At 46.6% G+C, this 17,030-nt stretch carries 16 protein-coding genes; 11 read left to right on the top strand and 5 right to left on the bottom strand.

The genetic code is table 11. The annotated features are described in order from the left end of the window. Positions 1-132: 132 nt before the first annotated feature. The gene (locus L5M29_RS11620; RefSeq protein ID WP_131524435.1) at positions 133-1,491 is read left to right on the top strand and encodes an isochorismate synthase MenF; all 1,359 of its coding nucleotides are present in this window, start codon (positions 133-135) and stop codon (positions 1,489-1,491) included. A gap of 21 nt (positions 1,492-1,512) precedes the next feature. On the opposite strand, the gene L5M29_RS11615 is transcribed toward L5M29_RS11620, so the two are convergent. After that, positions 1,513-2,253 carry a transporter substrate-binding domain-containing protein gene (locus tag L5M29_RS11615; RefSeq protein ID WP_105250734.1) on the bottom strand — a complete coding sequence of 247 codons (741 nt, stop codon included), beginning with the start codon at positions 2,251-2,253 and terminating at the stop codon, positions 1,513-1,515. Positions 2,254-2,458: 205 nt separating this feature from the next. Here L5M29_RS11615 and L5M29_RS11610 point away from each other — a divergent pair, with 205 nt between their 5' ends. Together L5M29_RS11610 and L5M29_RS11605 are read left to right on the top strand one after the other, a co-directional pair. After that, on the top strand, positions 2,459-3,118 hold the full coding sequence (locus L5M29_RS11610) for a 7-cyano-7-deazaguanine/7-aminomethyl-7-deazaguanine transporter (RefSeq protein ID WP_263162618.1): 660 nt from the start codon (positions 2,459-2,461) through the stop codon (positions 3,116-3,118). A 100-nt stretch (positions 3,119-3,218) separates the two neighbouring features. Beyond that, the gene (locus L5M29_RS11605) at positions 3,219-3,677 is read left to right on the top strand and encodes a GNAT family N-acetyltransferase (RefSeq protein WP_263167921.1); all 459 of its coding nucleotides are present in this window, start codon (positions 3,219-3,221) and stop codon (positions 3,675-3,677) included. A gap of 338 nt (positions 3,678-4,015) precedes the next feature. Here L5M29_RS11605 and L5M29_RS11600 read toward each other — a convergent pair whose 3' ends face one another. Next, on the bottom strand, positions 4,016-6,169 hold the full coding sequence (locus L5M29_RS11600; protein WP_113940169.1) for a cache domain-containing protein: 2,154 nt from the start codon (positions 6,167-6,169) through the stop codon (positions 4,016-4,018). Position 6,170: 1 nt separating this feature from the next. Continuing rightward, complete coding sequence (locus L5M29_RS11595) at positions 6,171-7,553, bottom strand: sigma-54-dependent transcriptional regulator (protein WP_105250738.1); 1,383 nt, start codon at positions 7,551-7,553, stop codon at positions 6,171-6,173. A gap of 284 nt (positions 7,554-7,837) precedes the next feature. Between L5M29_RS11595 and L5M29_RS11590 the strand changes: the two genes are divergently transcribed. The 8 genes from L5M29_RS11590 to mutM all read left to right on the top strand — a co-directional run bounded on the left by L5M29_RS11590 (position 7,838) and on the right by mutM (position 14,899). Further along, entirely contained in the window at positions 7,838-8,662 is an 825-nt protein-coding gene (locus L5M29_RS11590) for a substrate-binding domain-containing protein (RefSeq protein ID WP_263167920.1), read from the top strand. Beyond that, on the top strand, positions 8,659-9,366 hold the full coding sequence (locus L5M29_RS11585) for an ABC transporter permease (protein ID WP_168826136.1): 708 nt from the start codon (positions 8,659-8,661) through the stop codon (positions 9,364-9,366). Before L5M29_RS11590 ends, L5M29_RS11585 begins: the two co-directional genes overlap by 4 nt. A 3-nt stretch (positions 9,367-9,369) precedes the next feature. Next, positions 9,370-10,080 carry an energy-coupling factor ABC transporter ATP-binding protein gene (locus L5M29_RS11580; RefSeq protein WP_263167919.1) on the top strand — a complete coding sequence of 237 codons (711 nt, stop codon included), beginning with the start codon at positions 9,370-9,372 and terminating at the stop codon, positions 10,078-10,080. Then, the gene (mobA, locus tag L5M29_RS11575) at positions 10,064-10,654 is read left to right on the top strand and encodes a molybdenum cofactor guanylyltransferase MobA (protein ID WP_113940167.1); all 591 of its coding nucleotides are present in this window, start codon (positions 10,064-10,066) and stop codon (positions 10,652-10,654) included. The genes L5M29_RS11580 and mobA overlap by 17 nt, the downstream gene beginning before the upstream one ends. Positions 10,655-10,690: 36 nt before the next feature. Continuing rightward, positions 10,691-12,502, top strand: a complete 1,812-nt coding sequence (locus tag L5M29_RS11570; RefSeq protein ID WP_263167918.1) for a bifunctional molybdopterin-guanine dinucleotide biosynthesis adaptor protein MobB/molybdopterin molybdotransferase MoeA — start codon at positions 10,691-10,693, stop codon at positions 12,500-12,502. A 16-nt stretch (positions 12,503-12,518) separates the two neighbouring features. Continuing rightward, positions 12,519-13,502 (top strand): GTP 3',8-cyclase MoaA, encoded by a 984-nt coding sequence (moaA, locus tag L5M29_RS11565; protein ID WP_113940165.1) that lies wholly within the window; start codon positions 12,519-12,521, stop codon positions 13,500-13,502. 90 nt (positions 13,503-13,592) lie between these two features. Then, positions 13,593-14,048: a hypothetical protein gene (locus L5M29_RS11560; protein WP_219235116.1), complete on the top strand. Its 456-nt coding sequence runs from the start codon at positions 13,593-13,595 to the stop codon at positions 14,046-14,048. A gap of 35 nt (positions 14,049-14,083) precedes the next feature. After that, positions 14,084-14,899 (top strand): bifunctional DNA-formamidopyrimidine glycosylase/DNA-(apurinic or apyrimidinic site) lyase, encoded by an 816-nt coding sequence (mutM, locus tag L5M29_RS11555; RefSeq protein ID WP_263167915.1) that lies wholly within the window; start codon positions 14,084-14,086, stop codon positions 14,897-14,899. Positions 14,900-14,971: 72 nt separating this feature from the next. Here the strand turns inward: mutM and L5M29_RS11550 are convergent, their stop codons facing one another. Both L5M29_RS11550 and coaD read right to left on the bottom strand, forming a co-directional pair. Next, the gene (locus tag L5M29_RS11550) at positions 14,972-16,447 is read right to left on the bottom strand and encodes a capsule assembly Wzi family protein (protein WP_263167914.1); all 1,476 of its coding nucleotides are present in this window, start codon (positions 16,445-16,447) and stop codon (positions 14,972-14,974) included. A gap of 90 nt (positions 16,448-16,537) precedes the next feature. Then, on the bottom strand, positions 16,538-17,029 hold the full coding sequence (coaD, locus tag L5M29_RS11545) for a pantetheine-phosphate adenylyltransferase (RefSeq protein ID WP_105250747.1): 492 nt from the start codon (positions 17,027-17,029) through the stop codon (positions 16,538-16,540). Position 17,030: the final 1 nt, after the last annotated feature.

The raw sequence follows: 17,030 nt of genomic DNA, 5'->3' as shown, positions 1-17,030 counted from the left end.
ATTCTTATTTACAGACTAAAATCACTACAGGTAAATGGCTTGTAAAAGAGGACATTAACCTGAGTCGAATTTACTGACGCTGACAGAGTGACCTTCAGCTTTCGCCTTCATCCGTTATCTTTGGAGTTCTATTTGCCCGTTCATGCCCTGTCTGAAGACCTTAAGTCTCTCATCGACAAACTCATTCAATTAAAGCAAGTTCCACCGACGGAACCGATAGTGCAGTTGTCACTAAACACTGTCGCTATGCCTTTAATTTCATGGCTGGCATCCCAGACTCAATACCCAAGGATCTACTGGCATGGGCGCGACAGAATCGAAGAAGTCGCGGCGATAGGGGCGTGCAAAGACTTTAGATTTGAAACCGGAATCAATGATCAGCAACTGGCCATGGCCTACCAAGAGCAGCGAGCCTTATCGACGAATCAGAATATTCGCTACTATGGCGGTGTTGCCTTCGATCGCACTATAGAGTCTTGGCCTGAGTTCGGTAATAGCCGCTTTATCCTGCCGCGCATTGAATTTAGACGCAGTGGTAACAAATTTAGCCTATTAGTGAATCTTAATTTTGCTGATAATGATCACCATAGTGAGATAGATAAGGCCATCGGCGCTATCGAAGCCGTCATGCCTGCTAAGCCACTTTCGCCACCTAAAAAGATCGTTCCACTTGGGCGCAGTGACAAACCTGATTTTGAACGTTGGAAGACATTAGTCGAGCAAGTGGTGGATCCTAAGTTCAATCAAGATACCCCAAAAGTCGTGTTATCCCGCTTAACACAACTTGAAGTCAACGAACCTATCGATCCTTGGATGGTGCTGGCTTGCTGGCAGGGCCGTAATCCCAATAGTTTCCAGTTTGGCTTTCAATTTAGCCCAGATCGCACTTTTATCTCTTGCTCACCAGAACGTTTATTCCGCCGCCGTCAGCAAGAACTATTTACCGAGGCACTTGCTGGAACAACGGTACGCGGTCTCAATCAAGAAGAAGATGTTGCGCTGGCGAACGCTTTATTAGAAGACAACAAAAATAGCGTTGAAAACCAACTTGTTCGCAGTCACATAGTGAATATGCTCACGCCGCTGAGCAATTATGTTGGCGCCGATGAATTAGCGACTATTTTTAAGCTGAACCATATTCAACATTTACACCGTGCAATTCGAGCCGAATTGAAGCCGGGCGTGAATGATTTCCAACTTTTGCAAGCCCTGCATCCTACTCCTGCAGTTGGCGGCTTGCCGCGGTATTCAGCGCTAAACTTTATTCGTCAACGTGAAGGTTATATTCGCGGTTGGTACGCCGGTGCCTGCGGCTATTTCAATAAATATGAGAGTGAGTTTTCGGTAGCGATCCGCAGTGCGCTGATCGAACCAGGTCGGATTAACCTATTTGCGGGGGCGGGAATTATTGCAGGTTCTGAGCCCGAAGCTGAGTGGCAAGAGCTTGAAAATAAACTCGCAACCATAATGTCGATTTTATTCGAAATGTAATAAGCCTAGTAAACATTAAGACTATTCAGCGCCATCAGCCCTTCGTTTTTCAATCGTTTCAAGGTAAAGCCTGTCCTGTTCACCCGAATCGATTAAGCGCTTATGTGCAAGGTCAAAATGTTGTTTCAACATCTGGCCTTTCTCGGTGTTAGCGAAAACAAAATAGGTTTCGGCCTTGAGTACACCTTGAATAATCACAAAATTTTGTGGCGCCTTTAATTTAGGAACAAACGTAAGTAAATTAGGTTTGTAATCTAGCACGGCATCTATACGTCCAGCATTTAAGCTATTGAGCATAGTCAACATATCGCTACTTTCTTCGTAATACATAGGCACAGGTGTCAGCATATTGTATCTGTAGGCCAGCATGGCCTGAACCTTCTTGTGGGATAGGCTTTCAATACCAGTCCATCCTGCCGCCACCTCAGCAGTAACAGCCACATCGATAGAGTCCACTTCAACCATATTCTCTGTTAATAGCCCCTTTTTAATATCACCCTTGTAAACGCTGAGCGTGATATCGGTACGATTGTGCTCAACAAGATATAAACTGCGGGCAAAAGGCATAAACTGCACATTGAGTTGCCATTCTGGCTCAGGGAAAATCCGCTGAAGTAACTCGAAGTAGTAACCCGTTTTATCACGATTGGCAAATCCCTCCCAAGTTGACGTTGCTACATCGACCACTATCGGCTGAGCGGCGGAAACTGACACAGGTAACACAGCTAAAAATAAGCAAAAAGTAGCAAAAAATCGTCTCATGGCTATCCTCCTTCGACGTATTCAAAGTGTAGAAGAGTTTTCATTCTATGTGCACATTTAAACAGCAGACTTGCATCTTAAAACTCGACCACTATAATGGCGACCCGATTTCAGCACGCTGTCACCGGCAATAAAGTCGTAAACATAATAAATTGAATATTAGCGGGTTCCCTCACCCCGCCCTACACAACTAAAAAGGCCACATATGTTAATGTTAACCACAGCGCAGCTTCGCCGCGCTTTATTCCTATTAGTAGGATTTCACATACTGATTATTTGCGTCAGCAACTACTTAGTACAATTGCCATTTCAACTGTTTGGCTACCACACAACTTGGGGGGCATTCAGCTTTCCGTTCGTGTACTTAGCCACAGATCTCACTGTCCGTATTTTTGGCCAACAAGCCGCACGCAGTATCATACTCAAAGCTATGATCCCCGCTTTGATGATTTCCTACGTGATGGGAGTTGTGTTCCATCAAGGTAGCTTCCAAGGCGCTGACTCACTTGCACAGTGGAATACCTTTGTGTTCCGAATTGCCTTTGCCAGCTTCGCGGCTTATTTGATTGGTCAGTTGATGGATATTAAGGTTTTTGCCCGTATTCGAGCCAGTCGCTCTTGGTGGGTCGCCCCAGCCGCCTCAACCTTAGTCGGAAATCTGGTCGATACTTTAGTCTTTTTCAGTATCGCCTTTTACGCCTCTTCCGATAGCTTTATGGCAGCCAATTGGCCCGAAATCGCTACAGTCGATTACGGCTTTAAGCTAATCGTGAGCTTAGGCCTTTTCCTACCGGCATACGGTGTTTTGCTAAAAGTCTTACAGGACAAGATTTTGCGAGCCAATCCGCAAGAATCAATTTCCTAATTAACCCAACTGGCCAGACCTGTTATAATTTAACCAGTTAATAGCTCAGCCCTGCTCCTGTTAACGCGCGAGTGGGGCTGATTTTTTATGAGAGTAAACTATGTATTCTATTGAAATTAAAGCAGAGTCAAGTTTGACTCCCGAGTTAGCCGCTCAGCTTATCGAACTTAGCCAACAAATCCCTGAGCTCGATCACCCACTCACAAACGAAGTGTTGGACCAGCGCTTACAGGGCAAGACATGTTTGATCTTAGTCGCATATGTAGAAGGTGAACTTGCGGGTTTTAAACTGGGTTACGAGCAAGAAGAAGCCATATTTTACAGCTGGTTGGGTGGCGTTGCATTCGACTTTAGACGTTTAGGCTTAGCGCAGAGTCTACTCGAATATCAAGAAACTTGGGCGCGCCGCCAAGGATATAATCATATTCAAGTGAAAACGATGAATCGTTTTCCTGCGATGCTTAATTTGTTGATCAGTAATCAATATTTAATTACTGAACTGACAGCCGATCCTAAAAGCTTAGTCGATCATAAACTGCATCTGTGCAAGTCGATCTAAACCGTTAATGGATGAGAGCAAAACGATATTTGTAAAGATGTGCACTTTTTGCAATAAATAGCTTGCAAACACAATTGAGAATGATTATCGTTAACGTGCGTTCCAAAACTCATCTTTAACAACGATGACTGGTAATCGACGTTGTTATGGAGCTCCTGAGTTTGCAAGCACGACATTGCTCACACACACTCTTTGTGGCCGGACTCATCATCCGGCTTTTTTTTGCCTAAAAATCAGTAATGCAAAGCCACATAATACAAAGCCAGCAATCGCTCGACATATTTTAATTCAAACTTAATCAGCCAAATACAACACACTGCCTATCTAACGGGATAAGACTAATCTGCAGACATATCGCTGTAGTTGCCCGCAAAGTGTAAGCCATCGTAGGGATTATTTTGCTGATCTTCCTTCGCTTCATGATACAAACCTATGGTAAATAAAGACCCTTTACCCAAAGTTGAACTCACTTCTATCGTACCGCCAATCCGCTTGATAATGCCGTAACTGAGCGAAAGACCTAAACCAGTGCCATCCTTACGTGTGGTATAAAAAGGGTCGAAAATCCGTCCAAGCTGCTCTGCCGCTATCCCTGAGCCTTCATCTTCCACTTCGATTTTGACGCCAATCGGCATATCCTGCTGCACCCAGTCATAGGTTCGCACCCAAATACGTCCTTTACCGTCCATCGCATGCGCCGCATTCACTACAAGATTAATCAAGACTTGCAGCAACTGCGGACGATTAACCTGTACTGGACAACTGGCGTTCAACTCAGTGATCAGCACGACTTCTTGTTTTTGAATCGAATGTCGCACCAACACCAACATTTCTTCGATAATAGGAGTCATCGGATGCATTTCTAGTGGTGCGTTGAATTCGCCAGGTCGGCTGTATTGCAACAGGCTACGGATGATAGTGCTGATCCGCCCAACCTGTTGAATGACTAGATCAATTTCTTCTTTTACTACTTCAGCATTATCACCAAGTTCGTAGCGCAGTAATTCCATATTGCCAAGAATTACGGCCGTCGGATTATTGATTTCATGGGCGATACCTGCGGTCAATTCGCCAAGAGCAGTGAGCTTCTCGTTAGTGACGAGCTGTTGACGCGTTTCGTTTAGTAATGCCACGTTACGTTGCAGCTCTAAGGTTTTATCCTGCAGGCTACGAGTACGCTCTTCAACCTTCATTTCAAGCTGTTCTGCCGCCGCTTGAATTTGGGCATTTCGACGCTGTAGCAAGTCAAGCATACTGTCAAACTGCTCGGCTAAGTTCGATAACTCGTTATCCCGATCTAATCCTAAGGCACCGATACGAATATTGCGCCCCGACTGCACAGCTTGTACAACATGGTGAATACGTTCAATTGGCTGCAATAAACTATAAGCACCGCGATAAACCAGCAGGCCAGAGACCAACAGCACTAACATTAGAATCGTGCCTAGCTCTATGATATTGAGTAAATAATTATGGATAAATGGCGATTCAGAAAAGCCAGTATAGATCATACCGACACGTTGGCCGCGAACATCTTCCAAGGGGGCATAAGCGGAAATAAACCAATCGTTAAATACGAAAGCGCGATCGACCCACTGCTCACCTTGAGTTAACACTTTGTCTTTCACTTCCTCCGATACTAAACTGCCAAGCGCGCGGCCCAGCGTCTCATTGCCTGTGGGATAAAAATGCAGCGGTACGTTGGTTGAAATACGGATGTTATCTAAGAAGATGGTCACAGTACCGATGGAACGCTCGGGCAAGGTGCCTTTGTCGTATACCAGATCACGAATGTGGTCGACAATTCGAGTATCGCGATTAAACAAGATCCCACCATCGAGATACCAAGCCACTTTGCCTTCCATATCAGGGACGGGCAATAGGCTACGGCTCAATAAACCACGTTCTTCAACGGTTTTAACGGGGCTCTGCGCCCGCAAGGTTGCAACTATCGGAATGCTCGCAGTGATAGCCAATTCGGGATCGATACGAGCTAAACGCTCGGGCGGCAGCACCATCAAGCCGGAGTAAGGTAATAAACCGTCTAACTTAGGAAGGATTTGGCGTAAATCTGGGTCTGCGGCCGCTTCGGCAACACTGACTAAACGCAGATAATCGAGATTTAGCTGTTTTTTCTGTTCAAGGAGAAAAGCATCAATACTGGCTCGGTAGCTGACTTCACCACTTAATTCTTTACCACTGAAAAGTGGCCTAAAGTCATTTTGAAAGGTCCAAGACGTCACCACACGTTCAAGTTGTTTTTCTTGGCGTACTTGCACTTGCTGCAAAGTGTTTTCGGCAACAGATAAGTCAGCTTTAACCTTCATAAACAGCTGCTTACCTGTATAACTGATGTTCCAGTAAATTGTGATAAACACTAAACTCACCAGTGTCAGCAAAATAGGCAGTAATGTCAGGATTAATATGCGATAGCGCACCTTGGCCTGCATTTGCTGCCAACTGACACCAAAAAAGTGAGTGAAGAATGACACCCTATGACTCCTGTTCGCCACTAAAATCAAACCACTCTTTATACTTGCGATCTAAGGTCTTACGCGAAACGCCTAAATCCCTCGCCGCGGCAGACTTATTGCCAGAATGTAAGTCCACAACACTGGTCACATGGTGTTTTTCCACGTCTTTCAATGGCCAATCCAATGGATAACCCGATGTGGATAAAGACTCACTCTTCAGCTGTTGCTTCCAATATTCCGCTGGCGGTTTGCCCAGCAAAATACAACGCTCAATCATGTTGCGCAATTCACGAATGTTACCAGGCCACTCGTGTTGCTGTAGTTTCACCATATCTTCATGGCTCCATACGACTTCTCTTACCCCTAATTCAGCGGCAAGTTGGCGAGTGAAATGATGGGTTAACTCCACTACATCTTCGGGTCTATCACGTAATGGCGGGATTAAAATATCGAGCACATTCAGCCGATAATATAAGTCTCGACGAAAATTCCCTGCATCCACTTCATCAATCAGAGTACGGTTAGTGGCCGCGATCACTCGCACATCAATGTTCACTTCTTTCTCGCTGCCCACTGGGCGAATCGCTTTTTGCTCTAACACTCGAAGTAAAGCCGTTTGCATTTTCAGTGGCATTTCGCCAATTTCATCGAGAAAAATCGTCCCGCCCGAGGCAAAACTGAATAAACCTTCACGATTGCCTTTCGCACCCGTAAATGCACCGGCGGTATGGCCAAACAATTCACTTTCGAGCAGTTCAGGGGCGATAGAGCCACAGTTAACTGGGACAAAAGGTCCCTGACGTCCACTGAGCAAATGCAATTGCCGTGCGACTAATTCCTTACCCGTGCCCGACTCACCTTGGATCAAGACGACGGCATTGGTCGGCGCCACACGTTCGATGATATGTTTCACCGACTTCATGGCTTCACTGCTGCCAATAATGGTCGATGAATAACCGATTGAAACTTCACGACGCAGCATCAAGTTTTCACGTTTAAGCAAGCGACGTTCGATACAGCGATCGACCGCTGTCATCATCTGTTCGAGATGGAAAGGTTTCATGATGAAGTCAGACGCACCCGCGCGTAGCGCGGTAATCGCGACTTCCATGTCAGCATAGCCGGTCATAAAAATGATGTCCGAACGACGCCCCTGCTCATCCAACGCTTCATGCCATTCGATACCCGAACGACCAGGCAGACGAATGTCGACGATAAGCAAATCGAAATGGCAACGGCTACGCAGCTGCTCCGCATCTTCGATACTGCCCGCCGTTTCGACTAAGGCAAATTTCTTCGAGAGTGCCTTATTTAAAAAACTCCGCATTCCGGGTTCATCATCAACAATCAGTACCGATACTGCCGATGGAAGAGGCTTGAGGTTATTATCTATCTGGCTCATATTGTCTGCTTCTGGACATTTTGACTCATTTGCGACCAATTCTAGCACTGAAAATAGATGAATAGGTCACTATGAACCATCAGAAGTTTGTCCTGAGACAATTTGTCTGTAGAGTATTTGTTAAGCTTGGGATCAAGCTCACAAATTAGGTTAAGCTGTGAAGAAAATGACCGCATTCTCAGCTTGGCATCTAACTTGCTTTCAACCGAACGTATTACAATTTACGAGACCTTCCACTCAGTAGGCATTTGAGTTGGAATCCTATTTTCCGCCAAGGAGTACCCATGCTAAACATGAAATCTCATATGAAGTCATTACTGGGACTGGTTGTTGCAGCCAGTATGTTCACTGTTTTACCCGCTCACTCGACTGAAATTATCAAGTTAGCCACCACCACCAGCACAGAAAACTCAGGCCTATTGAAAGAACTGTTACCTAAGTTCGAAAGTGAATCAGGCTACAAGGTTCAAGTCATCGCCACAGGTACAGGTAAAGCCCTGAAACTAGGTGAGCAAGGTGACGTGGATTTAGTCATGACTCACGCGCCTAGCGCCGAAGCTAAATTCGTAGCCGATGGTTTTGGTGTTGAGCCCCGTGGCATTATGGAAAATGATTTCGTAGTACTTGGCCCTAAAAACGACCCAGCAAAAATCCGTGACAGCAAAACAGCCGAAGAAGCTTTCGTTAAAATGGAAAAATCAGGCGTGCCTTTTATCTCTCGTGGTGACAATTCAGGCACTCACATCAAAGAGTTAGAAGTATGGAAAGCGGCAAATGTTACTCCTAACTTCAAAGGTTATACTTCAGTAGGTCAAGGCATGGGTAAAACCCTGCTGATGGCAAACGAAATGCAAGGTTACACTCTGTCTGACCGTGGTACTTTCGTGGCTTATAAAACTAAGCTCGATCTTGCCGTTGATTTCGATGGTGGCAAAACCTTAGCCAACCCATACCAAGTCATTCTCATCAACCCTGCTAAATACCCAGATCTGAACCACAAAGGCGCTAAAGCATTCAGCGACTGGTTGATCAGCAAAGAAGGTCAAAGCATGATCAACAGCTTCAAAGTTGAAGGCGAGCAATTGTTCAAGGCAACTTATAGCGAATGAACGACGGCTGGCTAGCACTATTACAGCAGGCGTTAAGCCTGCTGTTTTCTTTAGACCCTGACGTTTGGTCCATCATTTCGATCTCGTTTTCGGTTTCTTTCGCGGCACTGCTGATCACGCTTGTTCCTTCCATGGTGCTCGGCTTTGTATTGGCGTTTGCACCATTTCGTGGCAAATGGATAGTCACTAACTTAGTTCAAACTCTGCAATCAATCCCCACAGTGGTTATCGGTCTACTCGTGTATTTACTGCTAACACGCAACGGTCCTATGGGCGATCTAAAATGGTTATTTACCCAAGAAGGCATGATTCTCGGGCAAATGTTCATCTGTGCCCCCGTGCTAATTGCAATGAGCCAAGCCGCATTCACTAGCGTTGATCGCAGAGCTTGGGAAACCTCACGCACCTTAGGTGCCTCTTGGTGCAGCGCAGTGTGGACAGTATGCCGAGAACTGCGCATGCCCTTACTGCTGGCGATTGTCGCGGCGTTTAGTCGCATTCTGACCGAAGTCGGCTGCTCTATGATGGTCGGCGGCAATATTTTAAACGTGACCCGTAATATTCCTACCGCAATCGCACTTGAAACCAGCAAAGGTGACTTCGCCCAAGCTATCGCCCTCGGGCTAGTGCTGCTAATCTTGGCCTTGATCCTCAACTTTGCCTTAGGTAGTTTACGCGGCAAAGCCATGCCAAGGAGCCATTAAGCAATGACTAAGGTCAAACTGATCGCCCGTGACGTAGAAATGTCCTTTGGTGCGCGCCTGTTATTCAAAGCCGACGTATTATCGCTCTGCCAAGGAGATGTGATTTATCTGCAAGGCGACAATGGCACAGGCAAATCAACCTTGATGAAAATTCTGGCGGGCTTAATGCCACCAACCAAAGGCCATATTGAGGCTGTCGGTTTTGCCAAAAATGCTTGGTGGCGACGCAATCCATTGTTAGGTAAGGCCGTTTATCTGCACCAACATCCTTATTTGTTCGACGGCACAGTGGAATATAATCTCACCTATGGGCTGAATTTCAGCTCAGAAACAAAAGCCAAGGCTAAACAGCGGATTACTCAAGCAATTGAGATGGCGCAGCTAGGGTCGCTGCTGCACGAAAGGGCCAGTAATCTCTCTGGTGGCGAAAGACAGCGCCTCGCGATTGCGCGCGCTTGGATCCTACAACCTAAACTATTAATGCTCGATGAACCCACCTCCAATATGGACAAGGATTCCCAAGAGCTAGTATTAAAAATGATCCAACAACTCAAACACGAAGGCACAGGAATGTTACTGAGTAGCCATCAGAATTGCGCGCTAACCGCCATCTGCGAACAACAGTGGCACATAGAAGGTGAGCACGTGATGACCTCTTATCAACAGCCTGAATCTTTGCCAGCACAGGAGCCTTTGTATGTCATCGCAAATTGATGCCGTTATTCTCGCCGGTGGTATGGCCCGTCGCATGGGTGGCGACGATAAAGGTCTTGTCGAATTAAACGGCGAAGCCATGATTAAGCACACAATAGATAGAATAAAACCTCAGGTTAAGGAGATCCTGATCAACGCAAATCGTAACCAAACACGTTATGCTGAGTTCGGTTTTAAGGTAATAAGTGACGAGCATAGTGGTTTCCTCGGACCTTTAGCGGGTATGATCACCGCTATGGGCCAAACAGATGCAGACTACTTATTAGTAGTGCCCTGCGACTGTCCACTCCTGCCACTCGACCTTGTTCCGCGTATGTTGGCAGCAATTGAAGCAGAAAAGGCCGAGATTGCTGTCGCCAGTGACGGTGAGTATGAACAACCCGTTGTTTTACTCTTAAAACCTAGCTTACGTGACTCGATGAAAGCGTTTCTTGAGGCGGGTGAGCGTAAAGTGGACTTTTGGTATATCAAACATCACTTCGTCGTAGCGTCATTCGCCGACCAGCCCAATGCTTTTGTGAATGTAAATACGCCAGAACAAAAACAACGACTAGCGATAGAAATCACCCAATAGCTAAAAAGGCTCCAATAACCCAAATTAGAGGTGCAAATGAGTAACCCCTTCGTCAATCCGCTCGCTATTCCCGTTCTCGGATTTTGTGCCTACAGTGGCACGGGGAAAACCACCTTACTCAAGCAATTGATCCCCGAATTAAATCAACGTGGCCTGCGCTTAGCCGTAATCAAACATGCCCACCATAATTTCGACGTAGATATTCCCGGCAAAGACAGTTACGAAATGCGCAAGGCTGGCGCGCGACAAATGCTGGTCGCCTCCCATGTACGCTGGGCGCTGATGACAGAAGATGCGCGCGATGGCGATCCTGAGTTAGTCCATTTACTCAAGCAAATCGAAGCCGACAAAGTCGATATTGTCCTCGTCGAAGGCTTTAAAAAGCTCGCATTACCTAAAATTGAATTGCACCGCGCCGCCCACGGCAAACCTTTTATCTACACCCAAGATGAGAATATCCTCGCCATCGCCTGTTGCGACGATACTCAATTGCCCAGCGACGCACTCCCGAGTGAGCTGCGCCGACTCGATCTCAACAATGTCTGCCAGATTGCCGATTTTGTGATGGAGTACACCCAAAACTGGGAAGCGCCACTCCAATACCCCATTTCGGCCGTGGATACCTGCGCCATAGGCGACAACAAAAACCTTACCGTCAGCCAAGGTTTAGCGCAGATTTTATCCCATGTATCACCTGTGGCAGAGATTGAAGACATTGAGTTAGATGCCTTAGATAACCGCGTACTAGCCAGCGACAGCATTTCTCCCGTCAACGTGCCACAACAAACCAATTCGGCGATGGATGGCTACGCCTTTGTCTATCAAGACCCCATGCCTCCCACCTTAAAATTGGTGGGAGAGGTTCTTGCCGGTCATCAATATTCGGCCACGCTTAAAGTCGGCGAAACCGTGCGTATCATGACGGGCGCAACAGTGCCTGCAGGTGCTGATACAGTGCAGCCCCGAGAGCTTGCCAAGGAAGTCGATGGCATTGTTAGCTTTGAAGGCCGCATTCTTTCTGGCCAACACGTTCGCCTCGCTGGAGAAGATATTGCTCAAGGCCAAGTCGCACTTGCAAAAGCCACTCGCCTAAGCGCCGCCGAACAAGGTTTACTGGCCTCACTCGGGCTCAATCACGTGAGTGTATATCGCCGCCCAACTGTTGCAGTATTCTCTACCGGCGATGAAGTGAGCCAGCCCGGCGAAGTGCTCAAAGCTAACTGCATTTATGACTCAAACCGCTTTACCATCAAAGCGATGGCAAAACGTCTCGGTTGTGACGTTATCGATTTAAGCATTATCGAAGATTCTGAAGCCGCCCTTGAAGCAACTCTCGCTAAAGCCGCCAACCTTGCTGATGTCGTCATTAGCTCGGGTGGCGTGTCTGTCGGCGATGCGGACTACATTAAAACCGTGCTTGCACGCCTCGGAAAAATTGATTTCTGGCGGATTAGCATGCGTCCGGGTCGGCCACTCGCCTTTGGTAAAGTGAATGACAGCTTATTCTTCGGGCTACCGGGCAACCCAGTCGCAGTCATGGTGTCCTTCCTGCAATTTGTACAGCCCGCTTTACGAAAATTAGCAGGTGAAGTGAACTGGCAAGCGCAGCTATTCCCTGCAATAAGTGATGAAACTCTACGAAGCCGTCAAGGCCGCACCGAATTTATTCGCGGGATTTATCAGCTTGGTAAAGATGGACGTCTGCACGTGAGTAGCACGGGCAACCAAGGTTCTGGGATGTTAAGTTCAATGGTTAAAGGGAATTGCCTCATCATCATAGGGGATGATGCAGAAGCCGTGAATGCAGGTGAAACTGTATTTATTCAACCCTTTGCGGATCTGCTTTAGGATCCAGTGAGTTTTTATGAGTCTAATTGTGGATTCCTTTGGCCGTAAGGTCGAATATTTACGGCTCTCGGTCACCGACCGCTGCGACTTTCGCTGTGTTTATTGCATGACGGAAGATCCCTGTTTTCTGCCAAAGGACCACGTACTCCACCTCGAAGAATTAGCTTGGATTGCCCAAGCCTTTACCGAGCTTGGTGTGACTAAAATTCGCCTGACCGGCGGTGAGCCCTTAGTTCGCACCGATTGCGACCAGCTAGTGGGTCTGCTTGGCAAACTGCCTGGGCTGACGGATTTATCCATGACCACCAATGGTTCAAGGCTGACAAAATTCGCTAAACCCATGTTTGATGCAGGATTAAAGCGCCTCAATATCAGCCTAGATACCTTAAACCCCACACTGTTTACTCAGCTAACGCGTAACGGCAAATTAGACAGAGTCATAGATGGTATTGATGCGGCTATTGCGGCGGGATTTGAACGTATCAAGATTAATGCGGTGATTTTAAAACAGCAGAACGATAATGAAGTTATTGATTTAGTTGATTTCTGCCGTGGCCGTAACTTAGACATCGCCTTTATCGAAGAAATGCCACTTGGCGAAATGGATGAGCGGAAACGCGCCCGTCATTGCAGCAGCGATGAAGTAAAAGCCATCATTAATAGTCACTATCCGCTACAGCTTTCCAACAAACGTACCGGTGGCCCAGCACGTTATTACACTATGGCCGACAGCCCAATCCATATCGGCTTTATCTCGCCCCACAGCCACAACTTCTGCCACGAATGTAATCGCGTGCGCGTCACAGTCGAAGGCCAATTACTGCTGTGTTTAGGCAATGAACATGCCGTTGATCTCAAAAGCATAGTCCGGGAATTTCCGGCTGATATTGAAAGATTAAAAGTCGCTATTCTCGCGGGAATTAATCTCAAGCCTAAGCAGCACGACTTTGGCAATAATCAGGTACAAATCCTACGCTTTATGAACACCACTGGCGGTTAAGCATCACCACTCCATCGCTTAAGGGCTAGCATCTCAATTTGGCCGTGATAAACTCGAAGCATCACCCCATACTTAGCGTTACACATTTCTATGGCATTAACTCGTAAGCAATGGAATAACATCATCATAGTCGCCTGCGCCTTTATGGTCGCCGTGCTGACTTTTATGGATAACAAAACCAATAATGTTCCGAGTGATGCTCAGCGACTGTTTGACGATAATGCACCGCTTTCACAGCTGCAACTCGATGGGTTATGGCTGCACAAGCAAGCATCACAATGGGAGTGCGACACTAAAGTCCTCAACTGTGATGAATGGGCAAAGGCGTGGCAAACCATACGGGTGTCTCCCTTAACGGCTGCACCAGAAACCACAGATAATCCACAAGAATTAGTCATCCAGATTGCAGATATCCGCGATGCTCAACTGTGGATCTATTTTCCCAATGAAGGCGCCTTAAAGTCTCCCGCAGGTAATTGGTATTTAGTACCACCGAGTTTAAGATCTAAACTCCAACCGATCCTCGATGCGAAACCCGCTGCTTAATGCCGCCCCATTTTACTTAAGATAAGAAAGAATCCATGCCGGAATTACCAGAAGTTGAAGTCACCCGTCAGGGTATTGCCCCCTACCTTGTCGAGCAAACCGTAGTTGATCTTGTGATCCGCAATGGCTCGTTGCGCTGGCCAGTGCCTGACATAGCCAAACAGATTATCGGCCAAGTCATACGCCAAGTGCGACGCCGTGCTAAGTATCTGTTAATCGACACTGACGCGGGTACTAGCATAGTGCATTTGGGTATGTCAGGGAGTTTACGGATTTTGCCCCACGATACCCCAGTGGAAAAGCATGACCATATCGACTTAGTGCTCGCCAACGGCCGTATTTTACGTTTTAACGATCCGAGACGATTCGGTGCTTGGCTATGGTGTGAACTCCCAGAAGAAGCGCATCCATTACTCGCCAAATTAGGGCCAGAACCACTGACCCATGCCTTTAATGTCGCACAATTAGCGGCAGCTTTAGCGGGCAAGAAAAAAGCGATCAAGCTCTGCCTGATGGATAATCATATCGTGGTGGGAGTGGGCAACATTTACGCCAATGAAGCCCTGTTTGCGGCGGGCATTCACCCAGAGGCCGAAGCAGGTAAAATCGATATCGAGCGTTTGACCGTTTTAGTTGCCGAAGTGAAGCAAATCTTAGCCCACGCCATTAAACAGGGTGGCACCACGCTGAAAGACTTCACCAATGCCGATGGTAAGCCTGGCTACTTCGCCCAGAAACTGCATGTCTATGGTCGCGGCGGTGAAACCTGCACAAGCTGCGGTAACTTACTAAGTGAAATCCGTTTAGGCCAACGCACCACAGTATTTTGTGGCATTTGCCAAACACGCTAATATTGCGTTATTTATAAGCCAAAATGCCAAGCAAGTGCTTGGCATTTTTCGTTATTTAATCAATTACAGCTGTCAAAAACGATACTCAAAACTGCTAAATAGCGTGGCATTGGTATCATTTTCTTGAACTTCAAACTCCGATCTCGATACTGTTCCACCTAAGCTCCACATGCCTTTCCACACAGGCATACGGTAAGAAAGCTCCAGCATCAATAAATCTTCTTTTGGCGGTTGTGGTGCCCAAGTGTTAACCACATTGGAGCCATCTTTATTCAGCTTTGCATAACGCAGCAACGAGGTAAAACCACGGCTGTTATTAAACTGGCCAACTAATCCAACCACGAACACTTGTGCATCGCTATCATAGGTAGAACCCAAAGCACGACCATAGTAGCGAGCACCACTCAGATAGACAGGATCCTCATAGAAACAATTGGCACTATCACCATCGCATTTTACATAGGTGTCCGAATATTCCATGAACAACTTAAACTGCTTACCCGATGTGCCAAAATGGGTATCAATACCCCAAAGTGAGCCGCAGTCACTACCATTTTCACAACTATGTTCGAGATATAATCCAACGGGGATATCCTGCAAAGTATCGGCATAACGCATATCAATACTTTGAGTTCTATGGCCTGCATCGCGGCGCTCATTTGGCGCACAATCATTTGTACCATCGATACAAACAGCATTACTCGCAACCGAATCCCACCAAGAGTCAAAGTTACAATCTTGGCCCTCACCACAAAATAAGGTCGACCAAGACAATCCCACTTCTAACTGTTTAATCGGTCTTGCACTTAAGCGCATATCCCACTCAGCCGTCTTAGGCACAGCACGATCCACTTCAGTTAAGCTAAATCCGGTTTTAAAGGTCCAAGGGCCAATCCAAGATAACCAAGGTGTTTCAAAATCTGCGGCATTGTTACGGCTCAAGGTTAACGATGACATAGGGCGGGCGTTATTAGAACGATGTAGAGCCGAGTCAAACCCCGGTCCCCACCACTGCTCAACCGCGCCTAAGGTTGCGATCCAATTGCCAAAAATGATGGCAAAATAAGACTCATCAAGGCGGAAGTTTTTATTATCTTGCGGATCATAGGTTTCTGCCACAGTCGCCTTATAAGCAACACGCGATCCTAAATACTCGTAGGAGCCCAGCACTTCACCTTTCTCGCGATAGTCAGAACCATAATGTTGAAAGCGAGCAGGATCAGATGCTGCCGATACTTTTATCCGTGCATTACCACGATTATTGACAGCATTTTGATAATAAAAATTAACCCGTGCAAAGGCTTGTACTAAAGAAGGAGAAAGCAGCTCAGGCTCAATTTTCGCTAAATCACCACCAATGCCTGACCACATCAATGGATAAGTATTCACTGGCACAGTGATCACACCCGCATCAGCAAGTGCTTGAATGTCAGCTCTAAGATAAATATCAGAGGCATCGACCCAAGGTGCAGCAGAAAGCATTGAAGAAAAAAACAGGCCAGAGGCAATGCTAGTAGCAAGGATCGTGGGGGAAAAAAAAGCCTTCATAACATCCTTTTAAGTATCATCACAAGGCAACAATGCCTCAAAGTTAACACAAAACTCCTACGTAAAAACTATCTAGTTCGCAGGTAAAATCTAAGGTTTAACCAACTTAAGCTTTGCCGCCAATGCAGCCGTTACTTCAGGGTGAACAAACTGGCTCACATCGCCACCATGCAAAGCAACTTCCTTTACTAAGGTTGAAGAGATAAATGAGTTTTCCTCGGCAGGCGTTAAAAACACGCTTTCCAGATCAGGGCTCAATCTGCGATTCATATTTGCTAATTGGAATTCATATTCAAAGTCGGATACCGCGCGTAACCCACGCACAAGTACACTGGCCTTTTGCTCCTTGGCAAAATCCACTAGCAACCCAGAAAACCCCACCACCTCGACATTATCCAAATGAGCAGTCACCCGATTGACCAATTCAACTCGCTCTTCAAGGGTGAATCTAGGCTGCTTGGAAGGATTAGCCGCAATGCCAATCACCACATGTTTAAACAGTTTAGCCGCACGCTCAATCAAGTCGGCATGACCATTGGTGATAGGATCAAAAGTTCCTGGGTAAATTGCTCTTGTGTGCATA

Source organism: Shewanella sp. SM95, assembly GCF_025653595.1.
In the GTDB taxonomy this organism is placed as follows: domain Bacteria; phylum Pseudomonadota; class Gammaproteobacteria; order Enterobacterales; family Shewanellaceae; genus Shewanella; species Shewanella oncorhynchi.
The sequence above is the reverse complement of the archived record's forward strand: the minus strand, read 5'-3'. Positions and strand labels throughout refer to the sequence as shown.

Coding starts and splice junctions, on each gene's coding strand:
- L5M29_RS11615 (WP_105250734.1), bottom strand. CDS start 2,253: ATGAGACGATTTTTTGCTACTTTTTGCTTATTTTTAGCTGTGTTACCT.
- L5M29_RS11610 (WP_263162618.1), top strand. CDS start 2,459: ATGTTAATGTTAACCACAGCGCAGCTTCGCCGCGCTTTATTCCTATTA.
- L5M29_RS11605 (WP_263167921.1), top strand. CDS start 3,219: ATGTATTCTATTGAAATTAAAGCAGAGTCAAGTTTGACTCCCGAGTTA.
- L5M29_RS11595 (WP_105250738.1), bottom strand. CDS start 7,553: ATGAGCCAGATAGATAATAACCTCAAGCCTCTTCCATCGGCAGTATCG.
- L5M29_RS11590 (WP_263167920.1), top strand. CDS start 7,838: ATGCTAAACATGAAATCTCATATGAAGTCATTACTGGGACTGGTTGTT.
- L5M29_RS11585 (WP_168826136.1), top strand. CDS start 8,659: ATGAACGACGGCTGGCTAGCACTATTACAGCAGGCGTTAAGCCTGCTG.
- L5M29_RS11580 (WP_263167919.1), top strand. CDS start 9,370: ATGACTAAGGTCAAACTGATCGCCCGTGACGTAGAAATGTCCTTTGGT.
- mobA (WP_113940167.1), top strand. CDS start 10,064: ATGTCATCGCAAATTGATGCCGTTATTCTCGCCGGTGGTATGGCCCGT.
- L5M29_RS11570 (WP_263167918.1), top strand. CDS start 10,691: ATGAGTAACCCCTTCGTCAATCCGCTCGCTATTCCCGTTCTCGGATTT.
- moaA (WP_113940165.1), top strand. CDS start 12,519: ATGAGTCTAATTGTGGATTCCTTTGGCCGTAAGGTCGAATATTTACGG.
- L5M29_RS11560 (WP_219235116.1), top strand. CDS start 13,593: ATGGCATTAACTCGTAAGCAATGGAATAACATCATCATAGTCGCCTGC.
- mutM (WP_263167915.1), top strand. CDS start 14,084: ATGCCGGAATTACCAGAAGTTGAAGTCACCCGTCAGGGTATTGCCCCC.
- L5M29_RS11550 (WP_263167914.1), bottom strand. CDS start 16,447: ATGAAGGCTTTTTTTTCCCCCACGATCCTTGCTACTAGCATTGCCTCT.
- coaD (WP_105250747.1), bottom strand. CDS start 17,029: ATGCACACAAGAGCAATTTACCCAGGAACTTTTGATCCTATCACCAAT.